The organism is Falsiroseomonas selenitidurans, from assembly GCF_012103215.1.
GTDB lineage: Bacteria > Pseudomonadota > Alphaproteobacteria > Acetobacterales > Acetobacteraceae > Falsiroseomonas > Falsiroseomonas selenitidurans.
The window spans coordinates 113,416-139,187 of record NZ_JAAVNE010000005.1; the positions used below are offsets into that span (position 1 = coordinate 113,416).

At 71.5% G+C, this 25,772-nt stretch carries 19 protein-coding genes and 1 CRISPR repeat array (1 of these 20 running past the window's edge); of the genes, 6 read left to right on the forward strand and 13 right to left on the reverse strand.

The genetic code is table 11. The annotated features are described in order from the left end of the window. Nucleotides 1-2,363: direct repeats of the CRISPR family, unit length 29 nt; unit sequence GTGTTCCCCGCCCGCGCGGGGATGAGCCG (it extends 1,631 nt beyond the left edge of the window). A gap of 312 nt (nt 2,364-2,675) precedes the next feature. Continuing rightward, entirely contained in the window at nt 2,676-5,201 is a 2,526-nt protein-coding gene (locus tag HEQ75_RS05095) for a calcium-binding protein (RefSeq protein ID WP_168027844.1), read from the forward strand. Nucleotides 5,202-5,864: 663 nt separating this feature from the next. On the opposite strand, the gene HEQ75_RS05100 is transcribed toward HEQ75_RS05095, so the two are convergent. Then, nucleotides 5,865-6,245: a hypothetical protein gene (locus HEQ75_RS05100; RefSeq protein ID WP_168027845.1), complete on the reverse strand. Its 381-nt coding sequence runs from the start codon at nt 6,243-6,245 to the stop codon at nt 5,865-5,867. A 244-nt stretch (nt 6,246-6,489) separates the two neighbouring features. Here HEQ75_RS05100 and HEQ75_RS29005 point away from each other — a divergent pair, with 244 nt between their 5' ends. After that, entirely contained in the window at nt 6,490-7,482 is a 993-nt protein-coding gene (locus tag HEQ75_RS29005) for a class I SAM-dependent methyltransferase (RefSeq protein ID WP_168027846.1), read from the forward strand. A 104-nt stretch (nt 7,483-7,586) separates the two neighbouring features. On the opposite strand, the gene HEQ75_RS05110 is transcribed toward HEQ75_RS29005, so the two are convergent. From HEQ75_RS05110 to HEQ75_RS05135, 6 genes are all read right to left on the reverse strand, one after another. After that, a complete protein-coding gene (locus tag HEQ75_RS05110; RefSeq protein WP_168027847.1) occupies nt 7,587-8,369 on the reverse strand; it encodes an alpha/beta fold hydrolase in 783 nt (260 codons plus the stop codon). Then, a complete protein-coding gene (locus HEQ75_RS05115; RefSeq protein ID WP_235961275.1) occupies nt 8,366-9,256 on the reverse strand; it encodes an MBL fold metallo-hydrolase in 891 nt (296 codons plus the stop codon). The genes HEQ75_RS05110 and HEQ75_RS05115 overlap by 4 nt, the downstream gene beginning before the upstream one ends. Nucleotides 9,257-9,331: 75 nt before the next feature. Next, nucleotides 9,332-11,029 carry a gamma-glutamyltransferase family protein gene (locus tag HEQ75_RS05120; protein WP_168027849.1) on the reverse strand — a complete coding sequence of 566 codons (1,698 nt, stop codon included), beginning with the start codon at nt 11,027-11,029 and terminating at the stop codon, nt 9,332-9,334. A 7-nt stretch (nt 11,030-11,036) separates the two neighbouring features. Further along, complete coding sequence (locus tag HEQ75_RS05125; protein WP_168027850.1) at nt 11,037-12,641, reverse strand: ABC transporter substrate-binding protein; 1,605 nt, start codon at nt 12,639-12,641, stop codon at nt 11,037-11,039. Next, complete coding sequence (locus tag HEQ75_RS05130; RefSeq protein WP_168027851.1) at nt 12,638-13,978, reverse strand: NAD(P)/FAD-dependent oxidoreductase; 1,341 nt, start codon at nt 13,976-13,978, stop codon at nt 12,638-12,640. Before HEQ75_RS05130 ends, HEQ75_RS05125 begins: the two co-directional genes overlap by 4 nt. Nucleotides 13,979-14,046: 68 nt before the next feature. After that, nucleotides 14,047-14,991 (reverse strand): LysR substrate-binding domain-containing protein, encoded by a 945-nt coding sequence (locus tag HEQ75_RS05135; protein ID WP_168027852.1) that lies wholly within the window; start codon nt 14,989-14,991, stop codon nt 14,047-14,049. Between the two features lie 73 nt (nt 14,992-15,064). Between HEQ75_RS05135 and HEQ75_RS05140 the strand changes: the two genes are divergently transcribed. Together HEQ75_RS05140 and HEQ75_RS05145 are read left to right on the forward strand one after the other, a co-directional pair. Beyond that, nucleotides 15,065-16,057: a D-2-hydroxyacid dehydrogenase gene (locus tag HEQ75_RS05140; protein WP_168027853.1), complete on the forward strand. Its 993-nt coding sequence runs from the start codon at nt 15,065-15,067 to the stop codon at nt 16,055-16,057. Between the two features lie 67 nt (nt 16,058-16,124). Next, nucleotides 16,125-17,105 carry a Bug family tripartite tricarboxylate transporter substrate binding protein gene (locus HEQ75_RS05145; RefSeq protein WP_168027854.1) on the forward strand — a complete coding sequence of 327 codons (981 nt, stop codon included), beginning with the start codon at nt 16,125-16,127 and terminating at the stop codon, nt 17,103-17,105. 36 nt (nt 17,106-17,141) lie between these two features. Here HEQ75_RS05145 and HEQ75_RS05150 read toward each other — a convergent pair whose 3' ends face one another. Genes HEQ75_RS05150 through HEQ75_RS05160 form a run of 3 tightly spaced genes read right to left on the reverse strand, consistent with a single transcriptional unit; the run spans nt 17,142 to nt 19,189 of the window. Beyond that, complete coding sequence (locus tag HEQ75_RS05150; protein ID WP_235961277.1) at nt 17,142-17,717, reverse strand: peroxidase-related enzyme; 576 nt, start codon at nt 17,715-17,717, stop codon at nt 17,142-17,144. Then, the gene (locus HEQ75_RS05155) at nt 17,714-18,166 is read right to left on the reverse strand and encodes a CMD domain-containing protein (RefSeq protein ID WP_168027855.1); all 453 of its coding nucleotides are present in this window, start codon (nt 18,164-18,166) and stop codon (nt 17,714-17,716) included. Before HEQ75_RS05155 ends, HEQ75_RS05150 begins: the two co-directional genes overlap by 4 nt. Nucleotides 18,167-18,184: 18 nt before the next feature. Then, complete coding sequence (locus HEQ75_RS05160) at nt 18,185-19,189, reverse strand: Bug family tripartite tricarboxylate transporter substrate binding protein (RefSeq protein ID WP_168027856.1); 1,005 nt, start codon at nt 19,187-19,189, stop codon at nt 18,185-18,187. Nucleotides 19,190-19,308: 119 nt separating this feature from the next. Between HEQ75_RS05160 and HEQ75_RS05165 the strand changes: the two genes are divergently transcribed. Continuing rightward, nucleotides 19,309-20,334, forward strand: coding sequence for a nitrile hydratase subunit alpha (locus HEQ75_RS05165; protein WP_235961279.1), 1,026 nt, complete (start codon nt 19,309-19,311; stop codon nt 20,332-20,334). Nucleotides 20,335-20,361: 27 nt separating this feature from the next. Here the strand turns inward: HEQ75_RS05165 and HEQ75_RS05170 are convergent, their stop codons facing one another. Then, nucleotides 20,362-21,060 (reverse strand): isochorismatase family protein, encoded by a 699-nt coding sequence (locus tag HEQ75_RS05170; protein WP_168027857.1) that lies wholly within the window; start codon nt 21,058-21,060, stop codon nt 20,362-20,364. Nucleotides 21,061-21,111: 51 nt separating this feature from the next. Beyond that, complete coding sequence (locus HEQ75_RS05175) at nt 21,112-22,089, reverse strand: class I SAM-dependent methyltransferase (RefSeq protein WP_168027858.1); 978 nt, start codon at nt 22,087-22,089, stop codon at nt 21,112-21,114. Between the two features lie 223 nt (nt 22,090-22,312). On the opposite strand from HEQ75_RS05175, the gene HEQ75_RS05180 reads away from it, so the two are divergent. After that, nucleotides 22,313-24,277 (forward strand): glycosyltransferase, encoded by a 1,965-nt coding sequence (locus tag HEQ75_RS05180; protein ID WP_168027859.1) that lies wholly within the window; start codon nt 22,313-22,315, stop codon nt 24,275-24,277. Here HEQ75_RS05180 and HEQ75_RS05185 read toward each other — a convergent pair. Beyond that, nucleotides 24,245-25,738, reverse strand: a complete 1,494-nt coding sequence (locus HEQ75_RS05185) for a glycosyltransferase family 4 protein (RefSeq protein ID WP_168027860.1) — start codon at nt 25,736-25,738, stop codon at nt 24,245-24,247. The two genes, HEQ75_RS05180 and HEQ75_RS05185, sit on opposite strands and share 33 nt — an antisense overlap. Nucleotides 25,739-25,772: the final 34 nt, after the last annotated feature.

Here is a 25,772-nt window from a genome sequence, read left to right on the forward strand (position 1 = left end):
TCATGGCGCAGGCCGTGTGTTCCCCGCCCGCGCGGGGATGAGCCGCTTTCTCGACGGAGAAAGACGGGATGTTTGCCGTGTTCCCCGCCCGCGCGGGGATGAGCCGCGGAAAAGGCTGGCCAAGCGCACGCAAGCGCGGTGTTCCCCGCCCGCGCGGGGATGAGCCGGCACGCGCCCTTCCGTCAGCCCCTGGATGCCCGTGTTCCCCGCCCGCGCGGGGATGAGCCGTTGTTGCCGTCGTAGGCGAACCCGTAGGCGTTGTGTTCCCCGCCCGCGCGGGGATGAGCCGTCGCGTGTGTAGGGCGACTGTCTGGCTACGCGGTGTTCCCCGCCCGCGCGGGGATGAGCCGGCAATCGCTGGACTGCGCTTCCCGGGTGGAGGGTGTTCCCCGCCCGCGCGGGGATGAGCCGTTGCCGCCGGTGAAGCTGTTGCCGGACACGGCGTGTTCCCCGCCCGCGCGGGGATGAGCCGGCGTTCCCCGGCGTGAAATTCAGCGTCCGGTCGTGTTCCCCGCCCGCGCGGGGATGAGCCGCGTTGCGTTTGGCGACGCGCGATGTGTCCGCCGTGTTCCCCGCCCGCGCGGGGATGAGCCGGATTAACCCGTTACGCTAACTCGTTAGGGCCTGTGTTCCCCGCCCGCGCGGGGATGAGCCGTGCCACTCTGATTTTGACAAGAGGGATAGTCAGTGTTCCCCGCCCGCGCGGGGATGAGGGCAGACGGAACGGTAAGCGGCGAGGCTTGGCCCAGTGTTACCCGCCCGCGCGGGGATGAGCCGACCCATTTGTTGGTCGGGTCGCCATTGGGCACGTGTTCCCCGCCCGCGCGGGGATGAGCCGCGGTCGGTGTAGGTGGTGCTGGTCATGGTTTTGTGTTCCCCGCCCGCGCGGGGATGAGCCGCTCGGCGGGGTGGAAAGCGCGAAGCTGGTCTTGTGTTCCCCGCCCGCGCGGGGATGAGCCGAGCGCCCTGGCATGCCATGGGATGTGGCGCTTGTGTTCCCCGCCCGCGCGGGGATGAGCCGGCCGCGTTCACGCTCTGGGGCAAGGCGTTTCTGTGTTCCCCGCCCGCGCGGGGATGAGCCGATGTCGGACCAGAACGTGGCGCTTGCGTTCCGGTGTTCCCCGCCCGCGCGGGGATGAGCCGAAGTTGATGGACTGCGCAATGCCGCCGGGGCCGTGTTCCCCGCCCGCGCGGGGATGAGCCGTACTGAACCCCGCCGTTTACCCTTGCGATGGAGTGTTCCCCGCCCGCGCGGGGATGAGCCGGCCGCTACGGTGCCTTCAAAGCCCGCCGCCGTGTGTTCCCCGCCCGCGCGGGGATGAGCCGTCCACGCGGTTGGCGCTGATCGTGTTGTTGGCGTGTTCCCCGCCCGCGCGGGGATGAGCCGGCGGACTGCGTCATGGGGGTGCCATCCACCTCGTGTTCCCCGCCCGCGCGGGGATGAGCCGACGAAGCGGGGGCGGTTCACGGGGCGTGGTCCGTGTTCCCCGCCCGCGCGGGGATGAGCCGCGATATGTTGGCTTACCCAACAAGCACGAAACGTGTTCCCCGCCCGCGCGGGGATGAGCCGCGGCCTTCGGCAGGCGGGCTTCCACCCAGCCGGTGTTCCCCGCCCGCGCGGGGATGAGCCGCGCGAGGCGCTGATCCTTCTGTGGTGCCGCGTGTGTTCCCCGCCCGCGCGGGGATGAGCCGCTGGCGTCGTGCAGCGTCACAATCCGCTGGTTGTGTTCCCCGCCCGCGCGGGGATGAGCCGACCGGGCAGTTGCTGGTGCGGGTGAACGACCTGTGTTCCCCGCCCGCGCGGGGATGAGCCGCAGGTCGCCAACCATCTCGGCGGCCCGTGTCAGTGTTCCCCGCCCGCGCGGGGATGAGCCGGCGGCAAAGCAGGTCCACCTGCACCTGGGCAGGTGTTCCCCGCCCGCGCGGGGATGAGCCGGTGGCGGTGAAGGTGCCCTCCGCCGCGTTGAAGTGTTCCCCGCCCGCGCGGGGATGAGCCGCTGGCGGACTGGTCCGCGGAGTTGACGCCGGTGTGTTCCCCGCCCGCGCGGGGATGAGCCGGTCGCGCGGCCCAGCGTGCCGGCATCCACCTGGTGTTCCCCGCCCGCGCGGGGATGAGCCGATCGGCCTGCGCGGTTCGGTGCGGGTGCGCGCGTGTTCCCCGCCCGCGCGGGGATGAGCCGGTCGGGGTTCCGACGACCGTCGCCGCGACATTGTGTTCCCCGCCCGCGCGGGGATGAGCCGCTGGTGGGCCTGAGATGAGCGTCGATAGCTCCGTGTTCCCCGCCCGCGCGGGGATGAGCCGCGGCCGGAAGGCCTGCTGCTCATCACGACGACGTGTTCCCCGCCCGCGCGGGGATGAGCCGTAGGCCCCAGAAATGGCGGCGCCGCTTACTTCAACCTGCGATTCACGGCGCTACCTGGATAGAGGAAATTTCAGGTTGAACAACTGACTGGCGCAACGCTGGTGCGTTCGCGCACGCAGCTGATCGCTAGGCCCGGCCATCAAGGTCCTCGTCGCCGCGCTTACCGCCGATCCGCATCTGCCGTCAGGATGACGGCCTCACGCCAGATCTGGACAATCCGTAACAAACTGCCACACCATTAGAGCGCCCGAGGCTGCTTGGCCAAACCTGAAGCTGGCTCCTTCAAGCGTTCACGAGCAGGAATATTATATCATGTCGCTCATCTATGGTACGCCTGGATCAGACACACTGGTCGGCACCGGCGGGGATGACACGATCATCGGCGGAAGCGAAGACGCCCAAACCTACGCCACCGGCAATGACATGATTTCAGGCGGGGAGGGCAATGACCTCCTGTTCGGCGGCGACGGCGACGATGCCTTGTTCGGCAATTCAGGCGATGACACCCTATACGGTCACGATGGCGCCGACACGCTGACCGGCGAATGGCTGATCGGCGGCGAGGGCAACGACACGCTCATCGGTGAAGGCAGTGGTGGCTGGCTCAATCTGAACGGCCAGGGCGGCAACGACAGTATTGCCGTAGCGGATGCGGCCGAGGCCCTTCTTAATAATCCGTTCGCCAGTGGTGGCGAGGGCGATGACACCATTCGGGCGACCGGGATCTGGTCCGCCAGCTTCACCGCCACGGGCAATAGCGGCGACGATCTTCTGGATGCCGGCAGCGTTTCCTACGCCAATCCCGGGCACAGTATATTTTTCAGCGGTGAATCCGGCAATGACACGCTGATCGGCACCATTTCGTCCGATGAACTGCTCGGCGGCGTCGGCGCCGACAGCCTCGTTGGTGGTGCGGGCCATGACAAGCTGCACGACAATTCGGACGCGCTGTATTATTCCGAGATCGATCGCGAGAATGACACGCTTACAGGCGGCATCGGCAATGACACCCTGATTTCCACCGGTGGGCAGGATGTCGTGGATGGTGGCGATGGCGAGGATCGCCTGATCCTGGAGCGGATATCGGCCACCGAATCGCTGGAGTTTCTCTTCAATTCGCTGGGCGTCTCAACCCTGACTGGTGACGGTACGACGGTGCAGAATGTCGAGCGTTTCGACATCACGCTCGGTTCGGGCAATGACACCGTCGCATTGGGGGCCGCTGACGACACGATCAGCGGCGGCGCGGGGAACGACCTGCTCGATGGCGGGGCTGGCCGCGATGATCTGCGGGGCGGCGCGGGCGATGACATCTATGTCGTCGACAATACCGGCGACACGGCAAGTGAGGCCATCGATTCCGGCACGGACACGGTGCTGGCTTCGGTAACCTTCACCCTGCGAGAGAATGTCGAGCGACTGATCTTGACCGGCCTGGCGGCAATCGACGGAACCGGCAACGAACTCGCCAACACCTTGACCGGCAACGGCGCAGCCAATCAGTTGAATGGCCGCGACGGCGAGGACGTGCTGATCGGCGGCACCGGCCGGGACAGGCTGACTGGCGGCGCGGATGCCGACCGCTTCGTCTACCTCGCCGCCGGCGACAGCACTTCCGCCGCGCGCGACATCATCACCGACTTCAGCGCGGGCGACCTGATCGACCTCTCGGCCCTCGACGGCAATACCGGCCTCGCCGGCCTGCAAAGCTTCACCTTCCTCGGCCAGGTCCAGCCAGGCGCTGGGGCGAGCATCGGCGCTGGCGAGGTGAGTTTCCACCATTACGGCGGCAACACCCATGTGAACATCGGCCTGGACGGCGATGGCGTGCGCGACATGGCCATCGAGTTGACCGGACTCCTGGCGCTCAAGGTGACCGATTTCCTCGGCGCGGGCCTTCGCGGCGGCGCCGGGAATGACAGCCTGGTCGGGCTGGCGGGCGCCGATACGCTGGACGGCGCCGGCGGCAACGACACGCTTTCAGGCGGTGCCGGCGAGGACGTGCTGATCGGCGGCACCGGCCGGGACAGGCTGACCGGCGGCGCAGATGCCGATCGCTTCGTCTACCTCAGCGCCGGCGACAGCACTTCCGCCGCGCGCGATACCATCACCGACTTCAGCGCGGGCGACCTGATCGACCTCTCGGCGCTCGACGGCAATACCAGCCTCGCCGGCCTGCAGGGCTTCACCTTCCTCGGCCAGGTCCAGCCAGGCGCCGGGGCGAGCATCGGCGCTGGCGAGGTGAGCTTTCACCATTTCGGCGGCAACACCCATCTGAATATCGGCCTTGATGGCGATGGCGTGCGCGACATGGCCATCGAACTGACCGGTCTCCTGGCGCTGCAGAGCACCGACTTCCTAGGCCTGGTCAGCGACCTCAATCTCGTCGGCGGCACCGGCCCTGACAGCCTGGTCGGGCTGGCAGGCGCCGATACGCTGGACGGCGCCGGCGGTAACGATACCCTCTCGGGTGACGCGGGCGAGGACGTGCTGATCGGCGGCACCGGGCGCGACAGGCTGACCGGCGGCGCGGATGCCGACCGCTTCGTCTACCTCAGCGCCAGCGACAGCACTTCCGCCGCGCGCGACATCATCACCGACTTCAGCGCGGGCGACCTGATCGACCTCTCGGCTCTTGCCGGCCTGCTGGGCTTCACCTTCCTCGGCCAGGTCCAGCCAGGCGCCGGGGCGAGCATCGGCGCCGGCGGGGTGAGCTTCCACCATTTCGGCGGCAACACCCATGTGAACATCGGCCTGGACGGCGATGGCGTGCGCGACATGGCCATCGAGCTGACCGGTCTCCTGGCGCTGCAGAGCGCCGACTTCCTTCTGGCATAGCGCGAGGGGCCGCCCGGTACGAAATCCCATTGATCGGAACCTGCGCTCGCAGAAGGCGGGTGACCGGTCGCCGCGCCCAGAGGCACGCAGCCAAGCCGGCGGATGCCTGCGCCGGCGATGAGGGTGCCATTGACGATCCGGCGCTTCGGCAACACGACAGAACGATGGACCGTCGCTGTCCATCCGGCGGAGACCCTGCCGCAGTCTGCATCCGTCACGTGTTCCCCGCCCGCGCGGAGATGAGCCGCTCCGAACCGCAGTTGGGAATGCCCCGACCTGGTGTTGCATGGCCGCCCGGGAACCGGTTGGCGCCTCGGTGCGACCCGCCTCGGTTCGGGGCCGATGGGAGGTCGATCCATCGGCCCATTGGCGTTGGCGGATTGGCTTGGCCGCTGGGCGTGCCGGTTGGGTCTCGCCCCTGCTTGGAGAACGCCCTCACGCTGGTAGCCCGGTGGTAGCCAAAGGCAGATCCAGGCTACCAACTGCGCCAGAAAAGTCAGCTTCTACCTACAGAATTTGTGCCCAAGCCTCATGCTTTGGGTACAGGAGGCCGTGGGTTCGAATCCCGCCGCCCCGATTCCTGTTTCGTCCCCTTCCGCCCGGCGTGATGTGTGGCTTGGCCAGGGGCGGTGCCTTACGCCTAGGCCTAGGCCTCGGCCTTGCTCAGTCGGCAAGCGCGGACCGTTCGGCGGCCCAGGCGATGTAGACGGCGCTGGAGCGGTCATTCACCGGCAAATGCTTGCCGCCACGGCTTCGCGCGTTTGACTTGACGATCCGCGGGCCATTGTACTTTCGGAAAAGGAGCGATCGTCTGTCTCCGTCCTTGATCGCCGTCTGCAGTGCCGATTCAAGATCCAGCGCGTCATCCTGCAGCATCTCCGCCGCCAGAACGACGAGATGCGGCATTTTCACGCCCCGATAGGCCGCCTGGCGGCTGGTAATGTTGCTCGTGTAGCCCACGATGTACTCCCGCACATCCGGGGATCGTGCGATCGCCCGGATGGTTGCGAGATACCGTTCCAACTGACGAGCGACCTGTGCCACGTTGCTTCTCCGTCCCGAAGCCAACAGAGCGCCTGGACGTTGCGTTGGCAAGACGGGCGGCGGCAAGGTGGGCGCCCTTTGCGATGTTTGGTGCGGCGGTCCGGATGACCTGCTGCCGGTCCGCGTTCAGCCCCGCCCTCTCATAACGTTTCCGGCATGACGCCGGATTGCTGGCCCGCGCCCCTTTCGCCCTCGCGCGCCGCTGGCCAGTCTCCGCCGCAAGGGAAACACTCCGGGGTCCTTGGTGATTCGACGCAAGCTGAGAACCTTCGCCAGGCTGGTCCGCAACCTGGACCTGCTGCCGACCCTGCGGGCGGAAGTGGCCGAGCTTCGGCAGGGCCAGCAGCAGGCCGAAGCCCAAGCCGCGTCAAGGGCCGCCTCCCTGGCCGAGTCCTTGGCGCGGCAGCAGCCCGTCGCGCCGCCCCCCGCCGGCGACCTGCCACGGGGCCGGGAGACCCTGCTGACGCTGGGCTCCGGCCAGCTGGGCGCCTTCGTGCCGCTGGACCATCCGCAAGTTCTGCAGCCGCGCCCGCCGGCCTATCGGTTCGAGGCGGTGCTGCGCCGACTGCGCCAGGACCAGTTTGCCACCGACGACTTCCTGGCGGCGCTGGCGCCGATGCTGGCGGAGCCTGCCTTCGCGGCGATCCCGGCGATGCAGGCTTCGGAGAACAGTCCCCATTGGGACAATGGCTACTTCACCGGCGATGATGCGCGGTTGCTGATGGCCTATGTCGCGCGCTTTCGCCCGGCGCGGATCCTGGAGATCGGCAGCGGCAATTCCACCCGCTTCGCCCGCCACGCCATCCAGCACTTCGCCACCGGCACCCGCATCACCTCCATCGACCCGCAGCCGCGCGCCAGCATCCGCGCCATCTGCGACCAGGTGGTGGAGGCCAGCGTGCTGGAGGTGGATTTGGCGCTGTTCGACCAGCTGGAGCCCGGCGACCTGCTGTTCCACGATGGCAGCCACCTGGTGCTGAACGGCGCCGACACGGTCTGCCTGTTCCTGGAGATCCTGCCCCGGCTGCGGCCCGGCGTGGTGGTGCAGATCCACGACATCACCCTGCCGCGCGACTACCCCGCCGCCTTCGACGGCCGCGGCTATGCCGAGCAGTACATGCTGGCCGCCTGCCTGCTGGCCGGCGACCAGTGGCAGGTCCTGGCGCCGGTCGCGCAGCTGGCGGAGGAAGGAAGGCTGCCGCAGGGCGGCGTCTCCTTCTGGATGCGCAGGGCGTAGCTAAAGCATGTTCAAGCCTTGCGGCTTCGCAAGGCGCCTCGGACATTGCGTTGGAACAACAGGCTGGAGCCGCTTCACCGGCTTCGCCTTCGGTGAGACGGCGCCTAGCCGGCTACGAAGCCCAGGATCTCCGCCGCCAGCAGCTCCGGCGTCTGGATCGCCATGAAGTGGCCGCTCTCCACCACCTTGAACACCGCGCCCGGGATTGCCGCGGCCACCGGCGCCACGCGGTCCGGCGGGCGGGTCAGGTCGTGGCGCGCGGCCAGGATGAGGCTGGGGCAGGCGATGCGCGGCAATTCCGCCGTCATGTCGAGCCCGGCCAGCATCCGCATCGTCGCCGCCAGTCCGGCGGCATCGGCGCCCAGCCGCTGGGCGCGGCATTCGGCGAAGCGGGCGGCATCGCCGCGCAGCGCTTCCGGCCAGCTCAGCGCCAGCCCGGCATCGACGATGGCGCGCGTGCCCTCCCGTTCCAGCAGCGCGGCGCGGGCTTCCACCGCCGCGCGCGCGGCCTCCGGCACGCCCGTGGCGGGGGAGGTGGCGACCACCGCGCGCAGGCGGGCCGGGTGGGCGGCGGCCAGGTGCAGCGCCAGCGCGCCCCCCACCGCCATGCCCACCGCCACCACCGGCGTGTCGATGCCCAGCGCATCCAGCAGCGCCACCGCATCCCGCCCCGCCGCCGCCATGCTCAACGGGCCGGCCGGCTTTTCCGAAAGCCCGGCGCCGCGCTGGTCATGGCGCAGCACGCGGAAGCGCGGCGTCAGCAGCGGTACCAGCAGGTCCCAGCTTTCCAGCGACCCGCCCATCTCGTGCAGCAGCAGGATCGTCGTCTCGCCGCGGCCGGAGACCTCATAGCGCAGCGCCACCTCGGGCGTGGACAGCCACCTCATGGCGCATCGCCCTCCAGGGCCAGGGTGAAGGCGTCCGGCACCAGCGCATAGCCCTGCGGGGTGCGGGCCAGGTGGGCGAGCGCCGGGAAGTGCAGATGCGCCCCGGCGAAGGCCTGGCGGTCCGTCGCCACCTGGTCGAAGACCCGGCGGCGGGTGGTGATCGCCTGGTCGGGGTCCACATCCACCGCCATTGTCACCTCCGGCCGCGGCACCTGCAGTTCCTGCACATGGATGATGTCGCCCCACAGCAACAGGGAGGCCCCGCCGGAGGCCACCAGGAAGCCGGTATGCCCGGGCGTGTGGCCCGGCAGGGGCAGGGCGGTGACGCCCGGAAAGACCTCGCCGGAGGAGAACAGCCGGGTGCGGGCGGCGTAGGGCGCCAGATGGGTGCGGGCACCCTGGAAGAACATCTTCTGCCGCGCCGGGTCCGCGGCGGCCATCGCCGCGTCGTCGTGCCAATAGGCGTGCTCGGCCTCGTGCAGCGCCAGCTCGGCATGGGGGAAGGCGGCGGTGCCGGCGCCGTCGGACAGGCCGCCGAAATGGTCGGGGTGCAGATGCGTCATCAGCACGGCCTCCACCGCGCCGGGCGCCACGCCGGCGGCGGCAAGGTTGGCCGGCAGCCGACCGACCGTGGGCTTGGAAGGGCCGCAGCCCGCATCCACCAGCGCCACGCGCCCACCGCTGCGGATCAGGAAGCAGGAGACGTTGGTGCGCCGTGGCACCGGGCGGAAGGCGGCGCGCAGCATCGCCGCCGCCTCGGCCTCCGCCATGCCGTGCACGGTGGACAGCGGTGCGTCCTGGTAGCCGTCATGCAGGGCGGTGACCAGGATGTCCCCGACCTGGCGGTGATACACCCCCGCCACCTGCTGCCGCGCTGCGTCCACCATGCCCATCCTCCGTCGCTTGCGGGCCGCAGACTGGCCGCACCGTCGTCGCGACGCCAGGGGGGCGGGCGGCCGCGTTCAACTGGCGATGGCGTAGGCCGGGCGACGCGGGTCGGCGCCGGCGGCCAGCAGGCCGGTGGCGGGATCGGTGCGGATCGCCTCCACGCTGCCGGCGGCATAGGCCCAGCCGGGCCAGTCCTGGATCTCGTGGCCCAGCGCCGCCAGCGCGTCCCGTGTCGCGCGCGGGATGCGGCCTTCCACCGCGAGGCGGCGCGGGAAGTACTCGAAGGGCGCGAAGGAGGAGGGGAAGGCGTAGGTGGCGATGCGCGGCGCCTCGATCGCCTCCTGCACCTCCATGCCGAAATGCAGGATGTTCAGCAGCACCTGCAGCATGGCCTGCACCTGCACATCGCCGCCCGGCGTGCCGAAGGGCATGACGCCACCATCCGCCAGCACCGCCAGCGCCGGGTTGGGCGTCAGCCGCGGCCGCTTGCCGGGCGCCACGCCGCAGGGATGCGCCGGGTCCGGCCGGCTTTGCGAGCCGCGGGCGGAGGGCACGATGCCCAGCCCCGGCACGACGGGCGCGTTCCAGGAGCCGTCGGAAGGCGTGGCGGAAAAGGCGTTGCCCCAGCGGTCGACGACGCAGACATAGGAGGTGTCGGCCTCCACCTCCGGCAGCTTAACCCGCGTCTCGGGCGGGATCGGCGGGCCGTTGGACAGCAGCGGCGGCGGCATGGCGGGGCAGGCGGCATCGGCGCGGAAGGAAGCGGCGCGGGCGGCGATGTGGGTCTCGGACAGCAGCGCCGCCAGCGGCACCTCGACCATCGCCGGGTCGCCGAAATGGTATTCCCGGTCCGCCAGCGCCGCCTTCAGCGCCTCCGCGATCAGGTGAAGCCAGGCGGGGGAGTTGTGCGCCAGCCCGTCCATGCCGATGCGCTCCGCCACCAGCAGCGCCTCCAGCAATGCCGGTCCCTGGCACCAGGGGCCGCAGGTGGAGATCGCATGGCCGCGCCAGGCGCGCGTCACCGGCGGCTCGATGCGGGAACGAAAGCCGGCCAGGTCCTCGCGCGCGAGGTAGCCGCCCTGCTCGGCCTGGAAGGCGACGATGCGGGCGGCGATGTCGCCGCGGTAGAAGGCGGCGTGCGCCGCGGCCAGCCCGGCCGCCCGGCCCCCGGCGCGCGCCGCGCGATCCTCGTCGGCCATGTGCTGCAGCATCGCGCCGAGATCGGCCTGGATGAACTTGTCGCCCACTGCCGGCGGCCTGCCGCCGGGCAGGTAGATCGCCGCCGTGCTCGGCCAGCGCTGATAGGCGGCCTGCTTGGCGACCAGGTTGCTCGCCATGGTCGGGTGCATGGCGAAGCCGTCCCGCGCATGGCGGATGGCGGCCTCCGCCACCTCGGCGAAGCCCATGGTGCCGTGGCGCTGCAGCGCGGTGATCCAGGCGTCGGGCGCGGCCGGCACCACGGTGCGCAGCACGCCCGGCGGCATCTTCCCGCCATGGGCGCGCTGGAACAGGTCCGCCGGGAAGGCCATCGGCCAGTGGCCGAGACCGGCGATGGTCTCCATACGCCCATCCGCCATCCGCAGGATGATCGGCGCGACGCCGGCGACATTGACGATGTCGGACTGCACCACGCCGAGCGTGATCCCGGCCGCCACCCCGGCATCCACCGCATTGCCGCCGGCCTCCAGCACCGCGAAGCCGGCGGCGGTGGCCAGGTAGTGGCCGGCGGAGACGGCGTGGCGGGTGCCGTAGAGGGTCGGGCGGCCGGTCATCGCCGCTTCACGGCGCCGGGCGGGCGTGGACGGCGACCACCTGCTCATCCATCCGCGGCGTGTAGGCGATGCCGCGGCGGGTGCCGATCGCGCTCATCTGCACATAGAGCGGGATCTGCGGGTACAGCGCCTCCACCTCCGCCATCAGGGCGCGCAGCGCCGCCTCGCGGCCGTCATCCATGCGCACCATCACCGCCCGGATCTTCTCGTCAATCGCCGGCACGCTGAAGCCGTTGCGGTTGGCGCCGCCCAGGTTCTGCGGCAGGTCGCGCGTGTGGAAGGAGGTGGTGAGCACATAGGACGCATCGCCGGAGGAGAAGGAGCGACCGACGAAATGCATCGGCAGCGTCACCCGCGCCGGGCGGATGCGCGGGAAGAAGACGGTGCTGGGCGTGACATCCACCGTCATCTTCAGCCCGGCGCGCGACAGCATCTGGCCGAGCGCCTGGCAGACCCGCGCATCGTTCACGTAGCGGTCGTTGGAGCAGGAGATGGTCATGCCGAAGCCGTCCGGATAGCCGGCTTCCGCCAGCAGGCGGCGCGCCCCGGCCGGGTCGCCCGGCGGCACCGGGATGGCGGGGTCGTGGCCGCCGAAGCCTTCCGGCGTCAACTGGCCGGAGGGCACGGCGAGACCTTCCATGATCCGCTCCGTCAGCGCCGTGCGGTCGATGGCCATGGACAGCGCGCGGCGCACCCGCACATCGGAGAGCGGGTTCACCGGCAGCCTCTGGCCGTCGGCGCCGGTCACCAGCGGCAGGGAATCCCGCGCCACGTTGACGGACAGGTACATGATCCGGTCGGTCGGCCGGCTGGCGACGTTCACCCGGCCTTCGCGCCGCAGCCGCCCGACATCGCCCAGCGGCACGTCCTCGATCAGGTCGTAGTCGCCGGCGAGGAGCCCCGCGAGCCGCGCCGCATCGTTGGAGACGACGCGCACATCCACCTTCTGCCAATGCGGCTGGGTGCCGTGGTAGCTGGCGTTGCGCTCGAACTGGATGCCGGAAGGCGAGACGCCGCCGACAACGCGATAGGGCCCGGTGCCGATCGCCGCACGGCCAGAATTGAAGTCCTGCGGCACCGCATTGGCCGCCGCGCGGTGGGAGACGATGAACACATTCGTCATCTGCCCGGGGATGGTCGGGTTGGGCACGGAGGTGTGCAGCCGCACCGTCAGCGGGTCGACGATCTCCACACGCTCGATGGTGCGCAGGTTGATCGTGTAGGGGCCGATATTGCCCGGCACGTTCGGGATGCGGGCGATGGAGAAGGCGATGTCTTCCGCCGTGAAGGGCGTGCCGTCGTGGAAGGTGACGCCGGGGCGCAGCTTCAGCTCCCACACCGTGGGCTCCACCGCGCGCCAGGACTGCACGGCGCCGGGCACCTGGCGGCTGTTCTCGTCGCGGCTGATGACCGTGTCGTAGATGTGGCGGGCGGCGGCCATGTTCGGGCCGTTGAAGAAGAAATGCGGGTCGATGCCGAAGGTGGACTGCACGGCCATGGTGAGCGTCTGCGCCTGCGGCGCCGCGGCGGGCGCGGCCAGCAGCAGCGCGGCGAGCCCGGCCGCCGGCGCAATGCGGAACGGGGCGATGCGGGACAATGCGGTTCGGATCATGTCTTGCCTCCTTGCTTGACGTGCCAGCCATCCAGCCGGTCGCGCAGTTGGTAGGCCATGCCGATGGCCGGCATGAACCAGGGATTGCCCGTGTAGAAGGGCCTGGTGGGAAAGGGGATGCGGGCGAAGGCGGAGACGCGGTTGGACCCGCCCAGGATCTGCTGCGCCGCCACGGTGCCGAAATGCGTCATGCCGACCACGCCGCTGCCGTTGCAGGCCAGGGCGTAGTGCACGCCGTCCTGGATGCCGACATGCGGCATCATGTCGAAGGCGAAGGCGACATTGCCCTTCCAGCAATGCGTCACCCGCACCGCTGCGAGGTCCGGGATCAGATCCACCATGAAGCGGTGCAGCGTGCGGCCGGCGCGCGTCACGTCGCCATCGACGAAGCTGGCGCGGCCGCCGAACAGGATGCGGCGATGGTCCGGGGAGGGGCGGAAATAATACAGGATCTTCTTGGTGTCGCCGTAGACGCGCAGCCGCGGCAGGGCGGCGCGCACGCGTTCCTCGCCGATTTCCTCCGTCGCGATCATGAAGCTGGCGACGGGCACCAGGCGGCGCCGCTGCCAGGGCGTGGCGGGGCCGGTATAGCCGTTGGTCGCCAGCATCAGATGGCGGGCGCGCAGCGTGCCGGCGCTGGTCTGCAGCACGAAGCCGCCATCCAGCTCCCGCCGGTAGCCCAGCAGTTCCACGCCGCCGGCCAGCCGGGCGCCCTGGCGCTCCGCCGCACGGGCGAGGGAGCGGACGTATTTCGCCGGATGCAGCGCGCCGGCGCGCAGCAGCACCATGCCGCCCTGGTAGCGGTCGGTGGCGATCTCCTCCCGCACCCGCCCGCGCGGCAGCAGGAAGGCCTGCTCCGTGCCGCCGGCCTCGTTGATCATCTCCGCCCGGCGCTTCAGCCCTTCCATGGCCTTCGGCGCATGGGCGCCGACGAAGCGGCCGCAGCGGATATAGTCGCAATCCAGCTCCTCCCGCGCCACCAGCGCCTCGAAGCGCTCGAAGGCGGCTTCGCCTTCCTCGGCGAGTTCGGCGAGGAACGCCTTGCCAAAGACCTCCGCCAGGTCGCTGCGCACCTTGCCCAGGCTGCCGGCGCCGCTCAGCGCCCCGCCATTGCGCGAGGAGGCGCCCCAGCCGATCGCCTCGCGGTCCAGCACCAGCGCCTTCACGCCCTGGCGGCCGAGCTCCAGCGCGGTGGCCAGCCCGGCGATGCCGCCGCCGATGATGGCGACCTCCGTCGCATCGGGCAGGGCGGCGGTCGCCGGGTAGGGGGGCGCGGCTTCCCACCAGAAGGGGCGCTGCTGCATGTCGGCCGTGAAGGGCGGGTTTTCGCTGGTCATCCTGCCCAGGCTGGCACGAAGCGCCGGCGCTGCCCCCATACCATCTGGGCATGGGGTGGACGCCGGGGCTATGCGCCGCCGGCAGGCAGGGCCGCCGCTGCCGCCACCCGTTCGTGCACCGCGCGCGCCGCCTGGCGGATCTCCTGCGCCAGGGCGGCGCGGCCGAAGCCGTCGCGCACGCCTTCCGGCCAGATCAGCCGGTATTCGAAGACCACCGCCGGCTCGAAGGGCCGCAGCACCAGCCCACGCCCGATGAAGATGGAGACGGAGAAGGCATCCGCCAGGGTGATGCCGGCGCCGGCCACCGCCATGGCGACGGCGCCGGTGCTCATCCGGCATTCCACCGCCTCCACCGGGCGGGCGCCGCTGCCCAGCAGCGCGGCTTCCACCAGCGCCTGGCGCCCTTCCTCCCGCGACAGGGCGATGTAGGGCTCGCCGTCCAGATCCGCCGCCCGCACCACGCGCTGCGCCGCCAGCCGGTGCCCCGGCGGCAGCACGCACCAGCCCGGCACGCGCATCAGCGGGGCGGAGCGCACGCCCGGCACCTGCACGGCGCCGGTGACGATGCCGAGATCCGCCTGCCGCGCCGCCACCAGCCCGAGCACATCCCCCGCCGCGCGCGAATGCACGGAAAGCGGCGCGCGTCGCCCCGCCTTGCGCCAGGCGGCGACGGCCTGCGGCAGCACGGCCAGCGTGATGGTGGGCAGGGAGGCGACGACGATGCGCCGCGGCGTGCCGGCGCGCAGCCGCTCCGCCAGGGCCGAGACCTCCGCGATGCCGGTGAAGATGCGCTCCGTCTCCGCATGCAGCGCCTCCGCCGTCGCGGTCGGCACCAGGCGGCCGCGCACGCGCTCGAACAGCGCCAGGCCGGACAGCGCCTCGGTCTGCGCCAGCAGCCGGCTCACCGCGGGCTGGGAGATGCCGAGCAGCGCGCCCGCACCGGTGACGCTGCCCGCCCGCATGATGGCGCGGAAGGCTTCGAGATGGCGGAATTCGAGGCCCTGGCGCGGCATCTTCCGACTCTGGGCCAGACGGGCGGCGGGTCAAGCGGCTTGACGCGCGGCGCATGCCTGCGAGGCTCCGCCCATGCGCATCCATATCCAGAATCCGCCGGGCGAGAGCCTGTTCCCCGTCACCCGTGCCCAGTGGGACGCCGCCCTGGCGCGCTGCCCCGCCCTCGGCGCGCCGGATGTCTCCTTCGCCGATGACGATGCCGGCTTCGCCGCCGCGATCGGCGAGGCGGAGGTGCTGCTGACCTGGACCAAGGTGGTGCGCGCCCGCTTCGTCGATGGCGGTGCCGCCGCGATGGCGCCACGGCTGAAGGTGATCGCCTGCACCTCCGCCGGGCTGGATCGCCTCGCGCCCTTCGACTGGCTGCCGGAGGGCGTGCTGCTGCTGAACAACCGCGGCACGCATTCGGCCAAGGCCGGCGAGTTCGCGCTGATGGCGCTGCTGATGCTGGCCACCCACATGCCGCGCTTCGCCACGGCGCAGCGGGCCGAACGCTGGGCGCCGCGCTTCGCCTCCCTGCTGGCGGGCCGCACCGTGTGCGTCGTCGGGCTCGGCAGCCTGGGCGGCGCGGCGGCGCGGCAGGCCCGGGCCTTCGGCATGCAGGTGATCGGCATCCGCAGCAGCGCCACGCCGCACCCGGATTGCGACGAGGTGCATGCGACGGAGGCGCTCGACCAGGTGCTGCCGCGCGCGGAATTCCTGCTGCTGGCCTGCCCGCTGACTCCGGCGACGCGCGGCCTGCTGGACCGCCGCCGCATCGGCCTGCTGCCGCCGGGGGCGAAGCTGGTGAACATGGCGCGCGGCGCGGTGTGGGACCAGGACGCGGTCTGCGACGCGCTGCAAGCCGGCGCGCTGGATGGCGCGGTGACGGATGTCGCGGTGCCGGAGCCGCTGCCGCCGGGCCATCGCCTGTGGTCCACGCCGGGGCTGGTGGTGGTGCCGCATGTCTCCTCGGACGACCCAGCCACCTACAATGACCGCACGCTGGACATCCTGTTCCACAACCTGCTGGAGCTGCGCGCGGGGCGGCCGGCGCCGAACCGGGTGGAGCCGTCGCGGGGCTATTGAAGGATCGCGGTTGGCAGGGCTGCCGCTATTCCCTAGCGTCCACCTTTCTGCTGCCGGAGCCCTGTCCATGACCCTGTCACGCCGCACGCTTCTCGCCACCGCGGCACTGGCCGCCGCCGCGCCGGCCCAGGCCCAGGCCCCCGCCTGGCCGAACCGCCCCGTCCGCATCATCGTCCCCGCGCCGGGTGGCGGCGGCACGGCGGATACGCTGGCGCGGATCTTCGCGCAGGAGCTTGAAAAGCGCATCTCCCAGCCCGTGATCATCGAGAATCGCGGCGGTGCTGCCGGCAATATCGGTGCGACGGCGGCGGCGCGGGCGGAGCCGGATGGGCACACCATCCTCTGGACCTGGGCCGGCACCCTGGCGACCAACCCGGCCATGTACCGCTCCATGCCCTTCGATCCGGTGCGGGACTTCACGCCGGTGGTGCTGCTGGGCAGCGTGCCGAACATCCTGATCGTGAACAACGACCTGCCGATGCGCGACCTGGCCGGCTTCACCGCCTATGCCAAGGCCAATCCCGGCGCCATCAACCACGGCACCACCGGCAACGGGTCCTCCATGCATCTGGCGGCGGAGCTGTTCGCATCCCGCACCGGGACGCAGCTGACGCATGTGCCCTATGCGGCGCCGGCAGCGGCCACCACGGACCTGATCGCCGGGCGCATCCAGGCCATGTTCAACCTGGTGACCGGCGCCAAGCCCCTGGTGGAGGGCGGCCGCGTGCGGGCCATCGCCGTGCTGTCGGAGACGCGGGTGCCGCAATTGCCGGATGTGCCGACGGCGGCGGAACTCGGCATGCCCGGGCTGGCCTTCGGCACCTGGTTCTGCCTGATGCTGCCGAAGGGCGCCGACCCGGCGCTGGTGGCGCGGCTGAACACCCTGGCGAATGCGGTGCTGTCCGACCCCGCGGCGAAGCAGCGCCTGGAATCGGCCGGCCTGGCGCTGGATGGCGGCGGCAGCCCGGAACGGCTGGCGCAATACCTGCAGGACGAACTGCGCCGCCATGCCGAGCTGGTGCGGATTTCCGGCGCGCAGGTGAACTGAGGCGGCAGGCCCCCGCCTTCGGGCGGGGGCCGCCGGCTACATCACCCGGGGCAGCAGCGGATCGCCCAGCGTCAGCATCAGCCGGTTGGCGTTGGCGAACATGGCGATGCCGTGCAGCAGGTCGAGCATCTCAAGATCGTCCAGCCCTGCCGCGCGCAGCGGTGCCAGATGCGCCGGCGTCACGGCGCCCGGGGACCGGGTCAGCGCCTCGGTGAAGTCGGCGATCGCCTTGCGGCGCGGGTCGGGCTCCGCCGCCCAGCCTTCCTCCAGCATCCGCTGCATGGCGGGCTCGTCGCCCGACAGCTCGACGAACCGCTTGGCATGGACCGCGGTGCAGTAGACGCAGCCATTCACCATGGAGACGACGGCGGTGGCCAGTTCCCGGTCCGCCCGGTCCAGCCCGCCTTCGGCATACATGACGATGTTGAACAGGGCGCCACGCTCCCCCAGCGAGCCGGGGTCATGCGCCAGGGTCAGGAAATAGGTGGAGCGCCGCACGGCCGGCGGGCAGGCATCCAGCGCCGCCAGCTGTTCCGGCGTGGCGGATTCGGCCTTCACCGGCGGCAGCCGCGGGCGCCAGCCGACCGGCTTCAGCGTGAAGCGCGCGCTCATGCCGCCTTCTCCCGCGCCAGGGCGCGGAGCCCGGCCAGCATCCGCACCTGGTAGGGCACGAAGGCGATCAGCTGGGTGGCCGCCACGATGTCGCGCGGCGTGAGGCCCAGCGCCGCGAGCGCATCAATGTCCGCCTGAACCGTGGTCTCCGGCGCCAGCGCCACCTTGGCGGCGTAGTCCAGCAGCGCCGCCATGCGCGGCGTGTCGGCCGCCGCCGGGCCCATGGCGCGGTATTGCGCGGCGAGGTCGGCATCGCCCTCCCGCTCCGCCACCAGAAGCGCCAGCGCGGCGCGTTCCGCATGGCTCAGCCCGCCGGGATCGGCGGGCAGCAGCAATTCGCGGAAGGCGCCTTCGGCATGGCGGCGCGCTTCCGGCCGGCGGTGGCGCAGCGCCACCACCGGGTGGTCGGGCGGCAGGCCCAGCAGGTGGTCGATCAGATCCTCGGTCACGTCGCGGTGGTGTCCCGGCTATTGCACCGTGATGTTGCCCTGCCGCACCACGGTCCGCCAGCGGGCGAGTTCCGCCACAACCAGCGCGTCATAGGCCGCCGGCGTGTTGCCCTGCGGCTGGGTGCCGCGTTCCGCCAGCTGGGCGCGCAGCGCCGGGTCGGCCAGCGCGGCGCGCGCCGCCTCGCCCATCCGCGCCACCACGGCATCCGAGGCGCTGCGATGCGTGTGCAGGCCGAACCAGGCCTCCGCGGCGAAGCCCGCCATGCCGAATTCCGCCCCAAGCTCGGCCAGCGCCGGCACATCCGGCAGGCCGGGCAGGCGGGCAGGGGCGGTGACGGCGAGCGGCTTCACCGTGCCGGCGCGGATCTGCGGCAGGGCGGTCGGCAGGTTGTCGATGAAGGTGTCGACCTCCCCGCCCATCACCGCGATCATGCCGGGGCCGGCGCCGCGATAGGGCACGTGCTGCATCGGCGCGCGCGCCAGCTGCGCAATCAGCTCCCCGGTCAGATGGGTGGAGGTGCCGATGCCGGCCGAGGCATAGGTGCGCAGGCCGGGCCGCGCGCGGGCGTCGCGCAGCAGCGCGCGCACATCGCCATCCGGCACGTTGCGCGGGTTCGCCACCCAGACATTCGGCACCGTGACCATCAGCGTCACCGCGCGGAAATCGGCGACCGGGTTGTAGGTCAGGTTGGTATACAGCGCCGGCGCAATGCCGTGGGAGGCGATCTGCGAGACGAACAGCGCATGGTCATCGCCTTCGCGCGCGAAGCGGCCGGCGGCCGTGGTGCTGCCGGCGCCGGGCTGGTTTTCCACCACCACGGCCCGGCCGAGCTTGTCGCGCATCGCCGCGGCCACCAGGCGCGCGACCACATCCGTGGTGCCGCCGGGCGGGAAGGGCACAACCAGGCGCAGGTCGCGCTGTGGCCAGGCCTGCGCCAGCGCCGGTGTGCTCAGGGCAGGCGCGGCCAGCGCGGCGGTGCCGGCGGCCAGCAGGCTGCGGCGGCCGAAGGTCGAGGTGGTCATTCCCGTCGTGCTCCCGTTCTTCTTGTATCCAGGATGCCGGCTGCCCCCGGGCCTGTCGAGGCTTCCGGTGGCGGCAGGGGGCGATTAGTCTGGACAATTGCGCGATCGAGGAAACCACCATGCACGACCTGCCGCACGACCATCCCCCGCACGATGCCGGTGGCCGCTTCGACGGCGTGGTGGCGCGCGCGGAGCATGAGGCCGCGCATTGGGAGAAGGAGGCGGACGCGATCCGCATGCTGCTGGCCGATGGCAAGCGGCGCTTCTTCACCACCGACGAAAGCCGCCGCGTGCAGGAACAGCTGGACAGCGAGACCTACTGGGCGATGCCCTATTACGAACGCTGGATCCTCGCCTTCTCGACCCTGCTGATGGACAAGGGCCTGGTGCCGGAAGCGGCGCTGCTGGCCGAGGAGGCGCGGCTGCGCGCGGCCGGGCTGGACCGCGTGGAGGGCGCCCCGGCCGGGCACCATCACCACGACGACGACCACGACCACGACCACGATCATCACGACCACGATCATCATGACGAGGCGGCGCATCCCTACCAGGAGGATCACGACGCGGCGGAGCAGCTGCTCTCGCCGCTGCGCCTGCGCGGCCTGGCGGTGCGCAACCTGCTGCTGGCCCAGGGCGTGCTGACGGCGGAGGAGATCCGCGAGGAGATCGCGCGGATGGATGCGCGCGGCCCGCATCATGGCGCGGCCCTCGTCGCCCGCGCCTGGACCGACGCGGCCTTCGCCACGCGGCTGGCGCAGGATGCGGTGGCGGCGGCGGCGGAGCTTGGGCTGGATGCGGCGGGCACCAAGCTGGCCGCGCTGTTCAACACGGCAGCGCGCCACCACCTCGTGGTCTGCACGCTGTGTTCCTGCTACCCGCGCAGCATCCTCGGCCGCCCGCCCGCCTGGTACAAGAGCCGCGCCTACCGCGCCCGCGCCGTGCGCGACCCGCGCGGCATCCTCGCCGAATTCGGCACCACCCTGCCGCCGGGCATGGAGCTGCGCGTGCACGACAGCAACGCGGAGCTGCGCTACCTGGTGGTGCCGGCGCGCCCCGCCGGCACCGAGGGCTGGGACGCCGCGCGGCTCGCCACGCTGGTGACGCGCGATTCCATGATCGGCGTCAGCCTCGCGCGCAGCCCGTAGCCCAACCCGCCGCGCGCGGTGCCTTTGCTATTCCGCCGCCCGCGGAACGGCGAAGCGGGATTGCAGTTCCCGCTCCACATGGTCCAGGCTTTCGACATCGGCGAACTTCATGTCCAGGTCGAACAGGTTGGCCTTGTGCGCCGTCGGGCTGCGGTCGCCGCAGCATTCCTCCACCAGCACCACGCGGAAATTGTGCGAGAAGGCGTCCATCGCGCCGGCCCGCACGCAGCCGGAGGTGGAGATGCCGCAGATGATGACGGTGTCCACCTCGTCGTAGCGCAGGAAGGCCTCCAGCGGCGTGGCGAAGAAGCAGGAGGGCTTGTTCTTCATCACCACCCGGTCCTGCTCCCGCGGCGCATAGGAAGCGGGCCATTCATCGGCGCGCCGGTCGCGGCTGTACTGGTAGTCCCCCGCCGTGCCGAGCTTGAGGTTCCAGATGCCGCGATAGCTCGGATGGGTGCGGTCGTCGCGCCGGCTGTAGTAGATGGGCAGGTCAAGCTGCCGGAACAGCGCGGTCAGCCGCGTCAGCGAGGCCAGCAGCGCCGGATCCTCCCGCCCGCATTGTGAATAGGCAGGGTCGACGAACATGTAGGTGGTGTCGATGTTCAGCAGCGCCGGGCGGCGGCCGATGCCGATGCGGCGCGCGAAGCCGCCCTTCCGATAGGTCTCCAGCTCCTCATCCGGCACGAAGCCGCGCCACTTGGCCAGCTTTTCCAGCTCAGACATCTCCGGCTTCCCCCTTGTTGGCGCCACAGCTTGCGGTGCGCAGCCGCCACGTCAAGCCGCGCCCGGCGCGCGCCGCCGCGCCGCGCGGATCGCCACCTCGCGCCGCCGCTGCGCCTCCAGCGCGTTGAGCTGCAAGGCCACCTCCGCCGCATGGGCGGCCGCCAGCCGGCCGCGCGCGGGTGCCAGCAGCATGTTCAGCTCCATCCCGAAGCCGGACTGCCCGGCGAGCAGCGCCAGCGCATCCGGCACGCCTTCCGCCAGCGCCTCCGCGCTCAGCATCTGCGCGGCGGAGGCATCCGTCTCGAACAGCAGGCCGGTGTTCCAGGCCAGCGGCACCAGATCCGCCTGCCGGCACAGCGCCGGGATCATGCCGGCGGAGAGCATGTGCAGGTGCTGCGGGTAGTTGACCCAGGGGTTGCGCCGGAAGCCGCGCAGCAGCCCGCCGAGATACATCGCATTCGGCACGCCGATGAACAGCAGCCCTTCCGGCGAGAGGGCGCGCCGCGCCAGGCGCAGCACCTCGAACAGGTTGGGGTCGTGTTCCAGCACGTGCAGCGAATAGATCAGCTCCACCGGCGCGGCGGGCGCGGCCAGCGCCGTCAGGTTGTCGGCCTGGCGGATGCGCCTGTTGCCTTTCACCCGCTGCCCTTCCGCCACCGCGCCGCCATTGATGTCGGTGCCCTGCGCGTCGATGCCGCGGTCGGCCATCGTCTGGACCAGCCCGCCATAGGCGCAACCGAGTTCCAGGCTGCTGGCGGGCAGTCTGCCGGCCCAGGCACGACAGGCCTCCAGGATGCGGTCGGCGTGGTAGCGGTTCTTGTCCGGCGCGTAATCCGTTTCGACCGTATAATATTCGGTCGAGCTCTTCTGGTAGGTGTTCTGGTAGTAGTCGTCGAGTTCCGCCGGGCTGGGCGGGTCGAAGAACACGTAGCCGCTTTCGCGGTCCGCGCGGGCGGCCACCTCGCGGCCCCGGAAATCGACCGTCACGCGGCGCCCGGCCTCGATCAGGTCCTCGGCCTGGAAATCCACCCGCCCTCCACTTCGCGCAATGCCTGCGGGCTTATGGCAGGATCGGCGCGGCGCCGGGGCAGTCCCGATCATCACTTCTGCCACGATGGCAGATTTTCTGCCGCTTCAGCGCGTGGTTGATCGCGCTGACGTGAAGATGCGGCCCGCCTTTGCGCCAGGCGTGACTTGGGGCGGGCAGGGCGATGCTTGCGGGCACAGCGGCGGGATGCCTATCTCCCGCCGCATGAACCGCCCCAGCCCCGGCCCCGCCCCCTTTGATTCCGCCGAGGAAGCCGGGCGCCTCGCCCCGCCGATCTTCGCGCTCTACCGCCTGGCGCTGGGCCGTACCCCGGATGCCGCCGGGCTCGCCGCGCATTGCGGCGCGCTGCGCCGGGGCGAGCCGCTGCCGGCGCTCGCCGCCGCCATGCTGGCCTCACCCGAGGCCCTCGCGCGGCTGGCCGGGGCGGAGGGGGCGGCGCTGGTGCACCGCCTGGGGGAGGGCTGGCCGGCGCCGCGCCTGGCGCCACATCTGGCGGCAGCCGAGGCCGGGGCGACGCCCGCCGCGCTGCTGCTTGCCATGGCCGAGGCGCCCGCCGATGCCCCGGACCTGTTTGCGCGGCTCTATCCGGCCGGCGCCCGGCTGGACGACGCCCTGGCCTACCGCATCTGGGCCGGCACCCACGCCACGCTGCGGCCGGGCGATGCGGCGGCGATCGCGGCGCGGCTTGGGACCGGGCGGATGGGCGCAGGAACGGGGCCGCTGGTCTCCATCCTGCTGGCGGGCGGGGAGGGTCCGGTGCTGCCGCTGCTGCACAGCCTGCGCAGCCTGCAGGCGCAGATCCACACCGGTTGGCAGCTCTGCCTCTCCCTGCCGCCCGGCCGCGCCGGCCCGCTGGCGGAGGCGCTGCGCCGCGCCGGCCTGCCGCCCGCCGCCCCCGCCGGGGCCACGCCGGAGGAAGCCCTGGCGAAGGCCGAGGGAGATTTCCTGTGCGCGCTCGATGCCGGCGACGAATTGATGCCGGAGGCCCTGGCCGAACTGGCGCTGGCGCTGCAATCCCTGCCCGACCTGGCGCTGCTGTTTGCCGACGAGGACGGCTTCGGCCCGATGGGGGAGCCCGCCGCGCCGCGCTTCAAGCCGGGCTGGAGCCCGGAGCCGCTGCGCGCCTGGGACAGCCTGGGCGGGCCTGCCTTCCTGCGCCGCGACCTCGCCAGGCCGGCCCCCTGGCCGGAGATGCTGCGCCAGGTGGCGCTGGCGCATCCCGCCCGCGTGCAGCACCTGCCCGCCATCCTCGCCCGGCGTGCCCTGCCGGCGCCGCCGCCGCCGATGGTGCCGCGCGCCACCTGGCCGGCGCCGCCCGCCACCAGCCTCATCATCCCCACGCGCAACCGCGCCGATCTGCTCGGCCCCTGCATCGAGGGGCTGCTGCATGCCACCACGCCGCCGCCGGACGAGATCCTGCTGGTGGACAATGGCAGCGACGAGCCGGACGCGCAGGCCCTGCTGGCGCGCCTGGCCACCGAGCCCCGCATCCGCATCCTGCCGCGCCCCGGCGCCTTCAACTGGTCCGCCGCCAACAACGCGGCCGCGGCGGTGGCGAAGGGGGCGGTGCTGGTCTTCCTGAACAACGACACGCAGGTGCTGCAGCCGCATTGGCTGGCGGAGCTGGCGGGCCAGGCGATGCGGCCGGATGTCGGCGTGGTGGGGGCGAAGCTGCTCTACCCGGATGGGCGGCTGCAGCATGGCGGCGTGGCGCTGGGGCCGGCGGCGCGCGCCACGCATCTGGAACGCTTCGCCCCCGGCGATGCGCCCGGTTATCTGGGCCAACTGGCCACGCCGCGCGACGTCGCCGCCGTCACCGGCGCCTGCCTGGCGATGCGGCGCGAGGTCTTTCAGCGGCTCGGCGGTTTCGAGGCGGCGGCGCTGACGCTGGAATGGTCGGACATCGAGATCTGCCTCCGCGCGCGGGATGCCGGGCTGCGCGTGCTGTGGACGCCGCATGCGGTGCTGCGCCACCTGGAATCCGCCACCCGCGCCGATGCCGGCGACCCGGCCCGCATCGCCCGCTTCCGCCAGGAACAGGCGGCGGTGCGCGCCCGCTGGCCGGCGGCGATGGAGCGCGACCCCTACCTCAACCCGAACCTGATCGCCGCCGACGATGCCATGCTGATCGCCCCATCACCGCGCCAGGCCCGCAGCTGGCGGGTCTAGCCGCCCCAGCCGCATCAGCAGCTCCTCCCACCGCGGCATCAGCGTCGCCGCGCCGTACAGCGCCGCCTGGCGCAGGCCGCGCGCGCGCAGCGCCGCCAGAAACCCCTCCTGCCGCGGCAGTTCGACAAATTGCCCGATCAGCTCCGCCATCGCCTCGGCGCTGTAGGGGTCGAAATATTCGGCGGCCTCGCCATAGACCCAGCGATGCACCGGAATGTCGGAGGCGATGACGGGCGTGCCGCAGGCCATGGATTCCACGCCCGAATAGTCGAACCCCTCCGCCCGGCTCGGGCTGACGACGCAATGCGCGGCGGAATACAGGCGGCGCAGCTCGGGCAGCGGCACCGCGGCCAGGTGATGCGCGGCGCCGCGCTTCACCAGGCCCCGCAGCGCCGCCAGTTCCGCCTCCGACCGCCAGCCGGGATTGGCCACGATCACCAGGCGCATCGGCACCCGGCTGGCCTGCTGTGCGATCTCGAAGGCCTCGAACAGCTTCATGTAGTTCTTGCGCGGCTCCAGCGTGGAGACCGCCATGACCAGCCGCGTGCCCTCGGCCGGCGCGGCGCCGGCGCCGGGGGATTTCGGGCTGGCGCGGCGGGAGAGGATCTCCTGCACCCCGGACCAGGGCGTGGCCTCCGGCCGGTAGTCGGCGGCGAGCAGGGCGGGGATGGTCAGCACCCGCGCCTCGGCCTCCGGGAACAGCTTCAGCACATCCGCCCGCACCGGTTCGGAATCGCAGACGAAGGTGGCGCCCGCTTCCATGTTCCGCGCCAGCATCCGGCCGTGGGAGGTGGCGTGCGGCCAGGCGTCGCCGATGGTGTGCGGGCTGGTCAGCGGCAGCGCGTCGTAATAGCGCACCACCATCCGCGTGCTGGCCGGGATCCGGTAGGGGGAGACGCTGGCGGCGAAGAACAGGTCCCAGCCGGTGCTGTCCAGCCGCTTGGCGAAGGGCCTGGGCAGCATCGCCAGGTGGCGCGCATTCTCATGCCCCAGCTCGGTGGCGAAGAAGCGCGCCTTGCCGATGATGCCGCGGCGGTCCGGCGGCAGCGTCTTGTCGAACAGCCGCGTCCACAGATAGTCCTCGAAGATCTCCCGGTCGATCTCGCGGTCCAGCCTCTCCGGCCGATGCGCGGTGACCAGGGCGGAGAAGGGATACAGCACCCGCTCGCGCAGCCGCCCCGGCAGCAGCCGCAGGGGCAGCGGCAGCGGGTGGCGCTTGCTGTCCTGCGCGATGATCATCCGGGTCTGCTGCATCACGTTCTCGTAGGCCGAACGCGGGGCCCGTTCGCGCGGCGCGCGGTGATGGATGCCGGAGGCCAGGCCGCCGAGCCTGCCGAAGGGCATGTCGGTGAAATGCGCGAATAACAGCCGCAATTCCTGAGGGATGCCGGCGAAACCCTCATAGCAGTTGCGGAGGTCCACCAGCAGGGAGGGGGCGGCCGGCGGGTCGCGGGTTTCCATGTCGGCATCCAGACGAAGACCCGCCCCGGCCAGC

Excerpts from the sequence above, each read along its gene's own strand:
- HEQ75_RS05095 (WP_168027844.1), top strand. The coding sequence starts at position 2,676 with ATGTCGCTCATCTATGGTACGCCTGGATCAGACACACTGGTCGGCACC.
- HEQ75_RS05110 (WP_168027847.1), bottom strand. The coding sequence starts at position 8,369 with ATGAGGTGGCTGTCCACGCCCGAGGTGGCGCTGCGCTATGAGGTCTCC.
- HEQ75_RS05115 (WP_235961275.1), bottom strand. The coding sequence starts at position 9,256 with ATGGTGGACGCAGCGCGGCAGCAGGTGGCGGGGGTGTATCACCGCCAG.
- HEQ75_RS05120 (WP_168027849.1), bottom strand. The coding sequence starts at position 11,029 with ATGACCGGCCGCCCGACCCTCTACGGCACCCGCCACGCCGTCTCCGCC.
- HEQ75_RS05125 (WP_168027850.1), bottom strand. The coding sequence starts at position 12,641 with ATGATCCGAACCGCATTGTCCCGCATCGCCCCGTTCCGCATTGCGCCG.
- HEQ75_RS05130 (WP_168027851.1), bottom strand. The coding sequence starts at position 13,978 with ATGACCAGCGAAAACCCGCCCTTCACGGCCGACATGCAGCAGCGCCCC.
- HEQ75_RS05135 (WP_168027852.1), bottom strand. The coding sequence starts at position 14,991 with ATGCCGCGCCAGGGCCTCGAATTCCGCCATCTCGAAGCCTTCCGCGCC.
- HEQ75_RS05140 (WP_168027853.1), top strand. The coding sequence starts at position 15,065 with ATGCGCATCCATATCCAGAATCCGCCGGGCGAGAGCCTGTTCCCCGTC.
- HEQ75_RS05145 (WP_168027854.1), top strand. The coding sequence starts at position 16,125 with ATGACCCTGTCACGCCGCACGCTTCTCGCCACCGCGGCACTGGCCGCC.
- HEQ75_RS05150 (WP_235961277.1), bottom strand. The coding sequence starts at position 17,717 with ATGAGCGCGCGCTTCACGCTGAAGCCGGTCGGCTGGCGCCCGCGGCTG.
- HEQ75_RS05160 (WP_168027856.1), bottom strand. The coding sequence starts at position 19,189 with ATGACCACCTCGACCTTCGGCCGCCGCAGCCTGCTGGCCGCCGGCACC.
- HEQ75_RS05165 (WP_235961279.1), top strand. The coding sequence starts at position 19,309 with ATGCACGACCTGCCGCACGACCATCCCCCGCACGATGCCGGTGGCCGC.
- HEQ75_RS05170 (WP_168027857.1), bottom strand. The coding sequence starts at position 21,060 with ATGTCTGAGCTGGAAAAGCTGGCCAAGTGGCGCGGCTTCGTGCCGGAT.
- HEQ75_RS05180 (WP_168027859.1), top strand. The coding sequence starts at position 22,313 with ATGAACCGCCCCAGCCCCGGCCCCGCCCCCTTTGATTCCGCCGAGGAA.
- HEQ75_RS05185 (WP_168027860.1), bottom strand. The coding sequence starts at position 25,738 with ATGGAAACCCGCGACCCGCCGGCCGCCCCCTCCCTGCTGGTGGACCTC.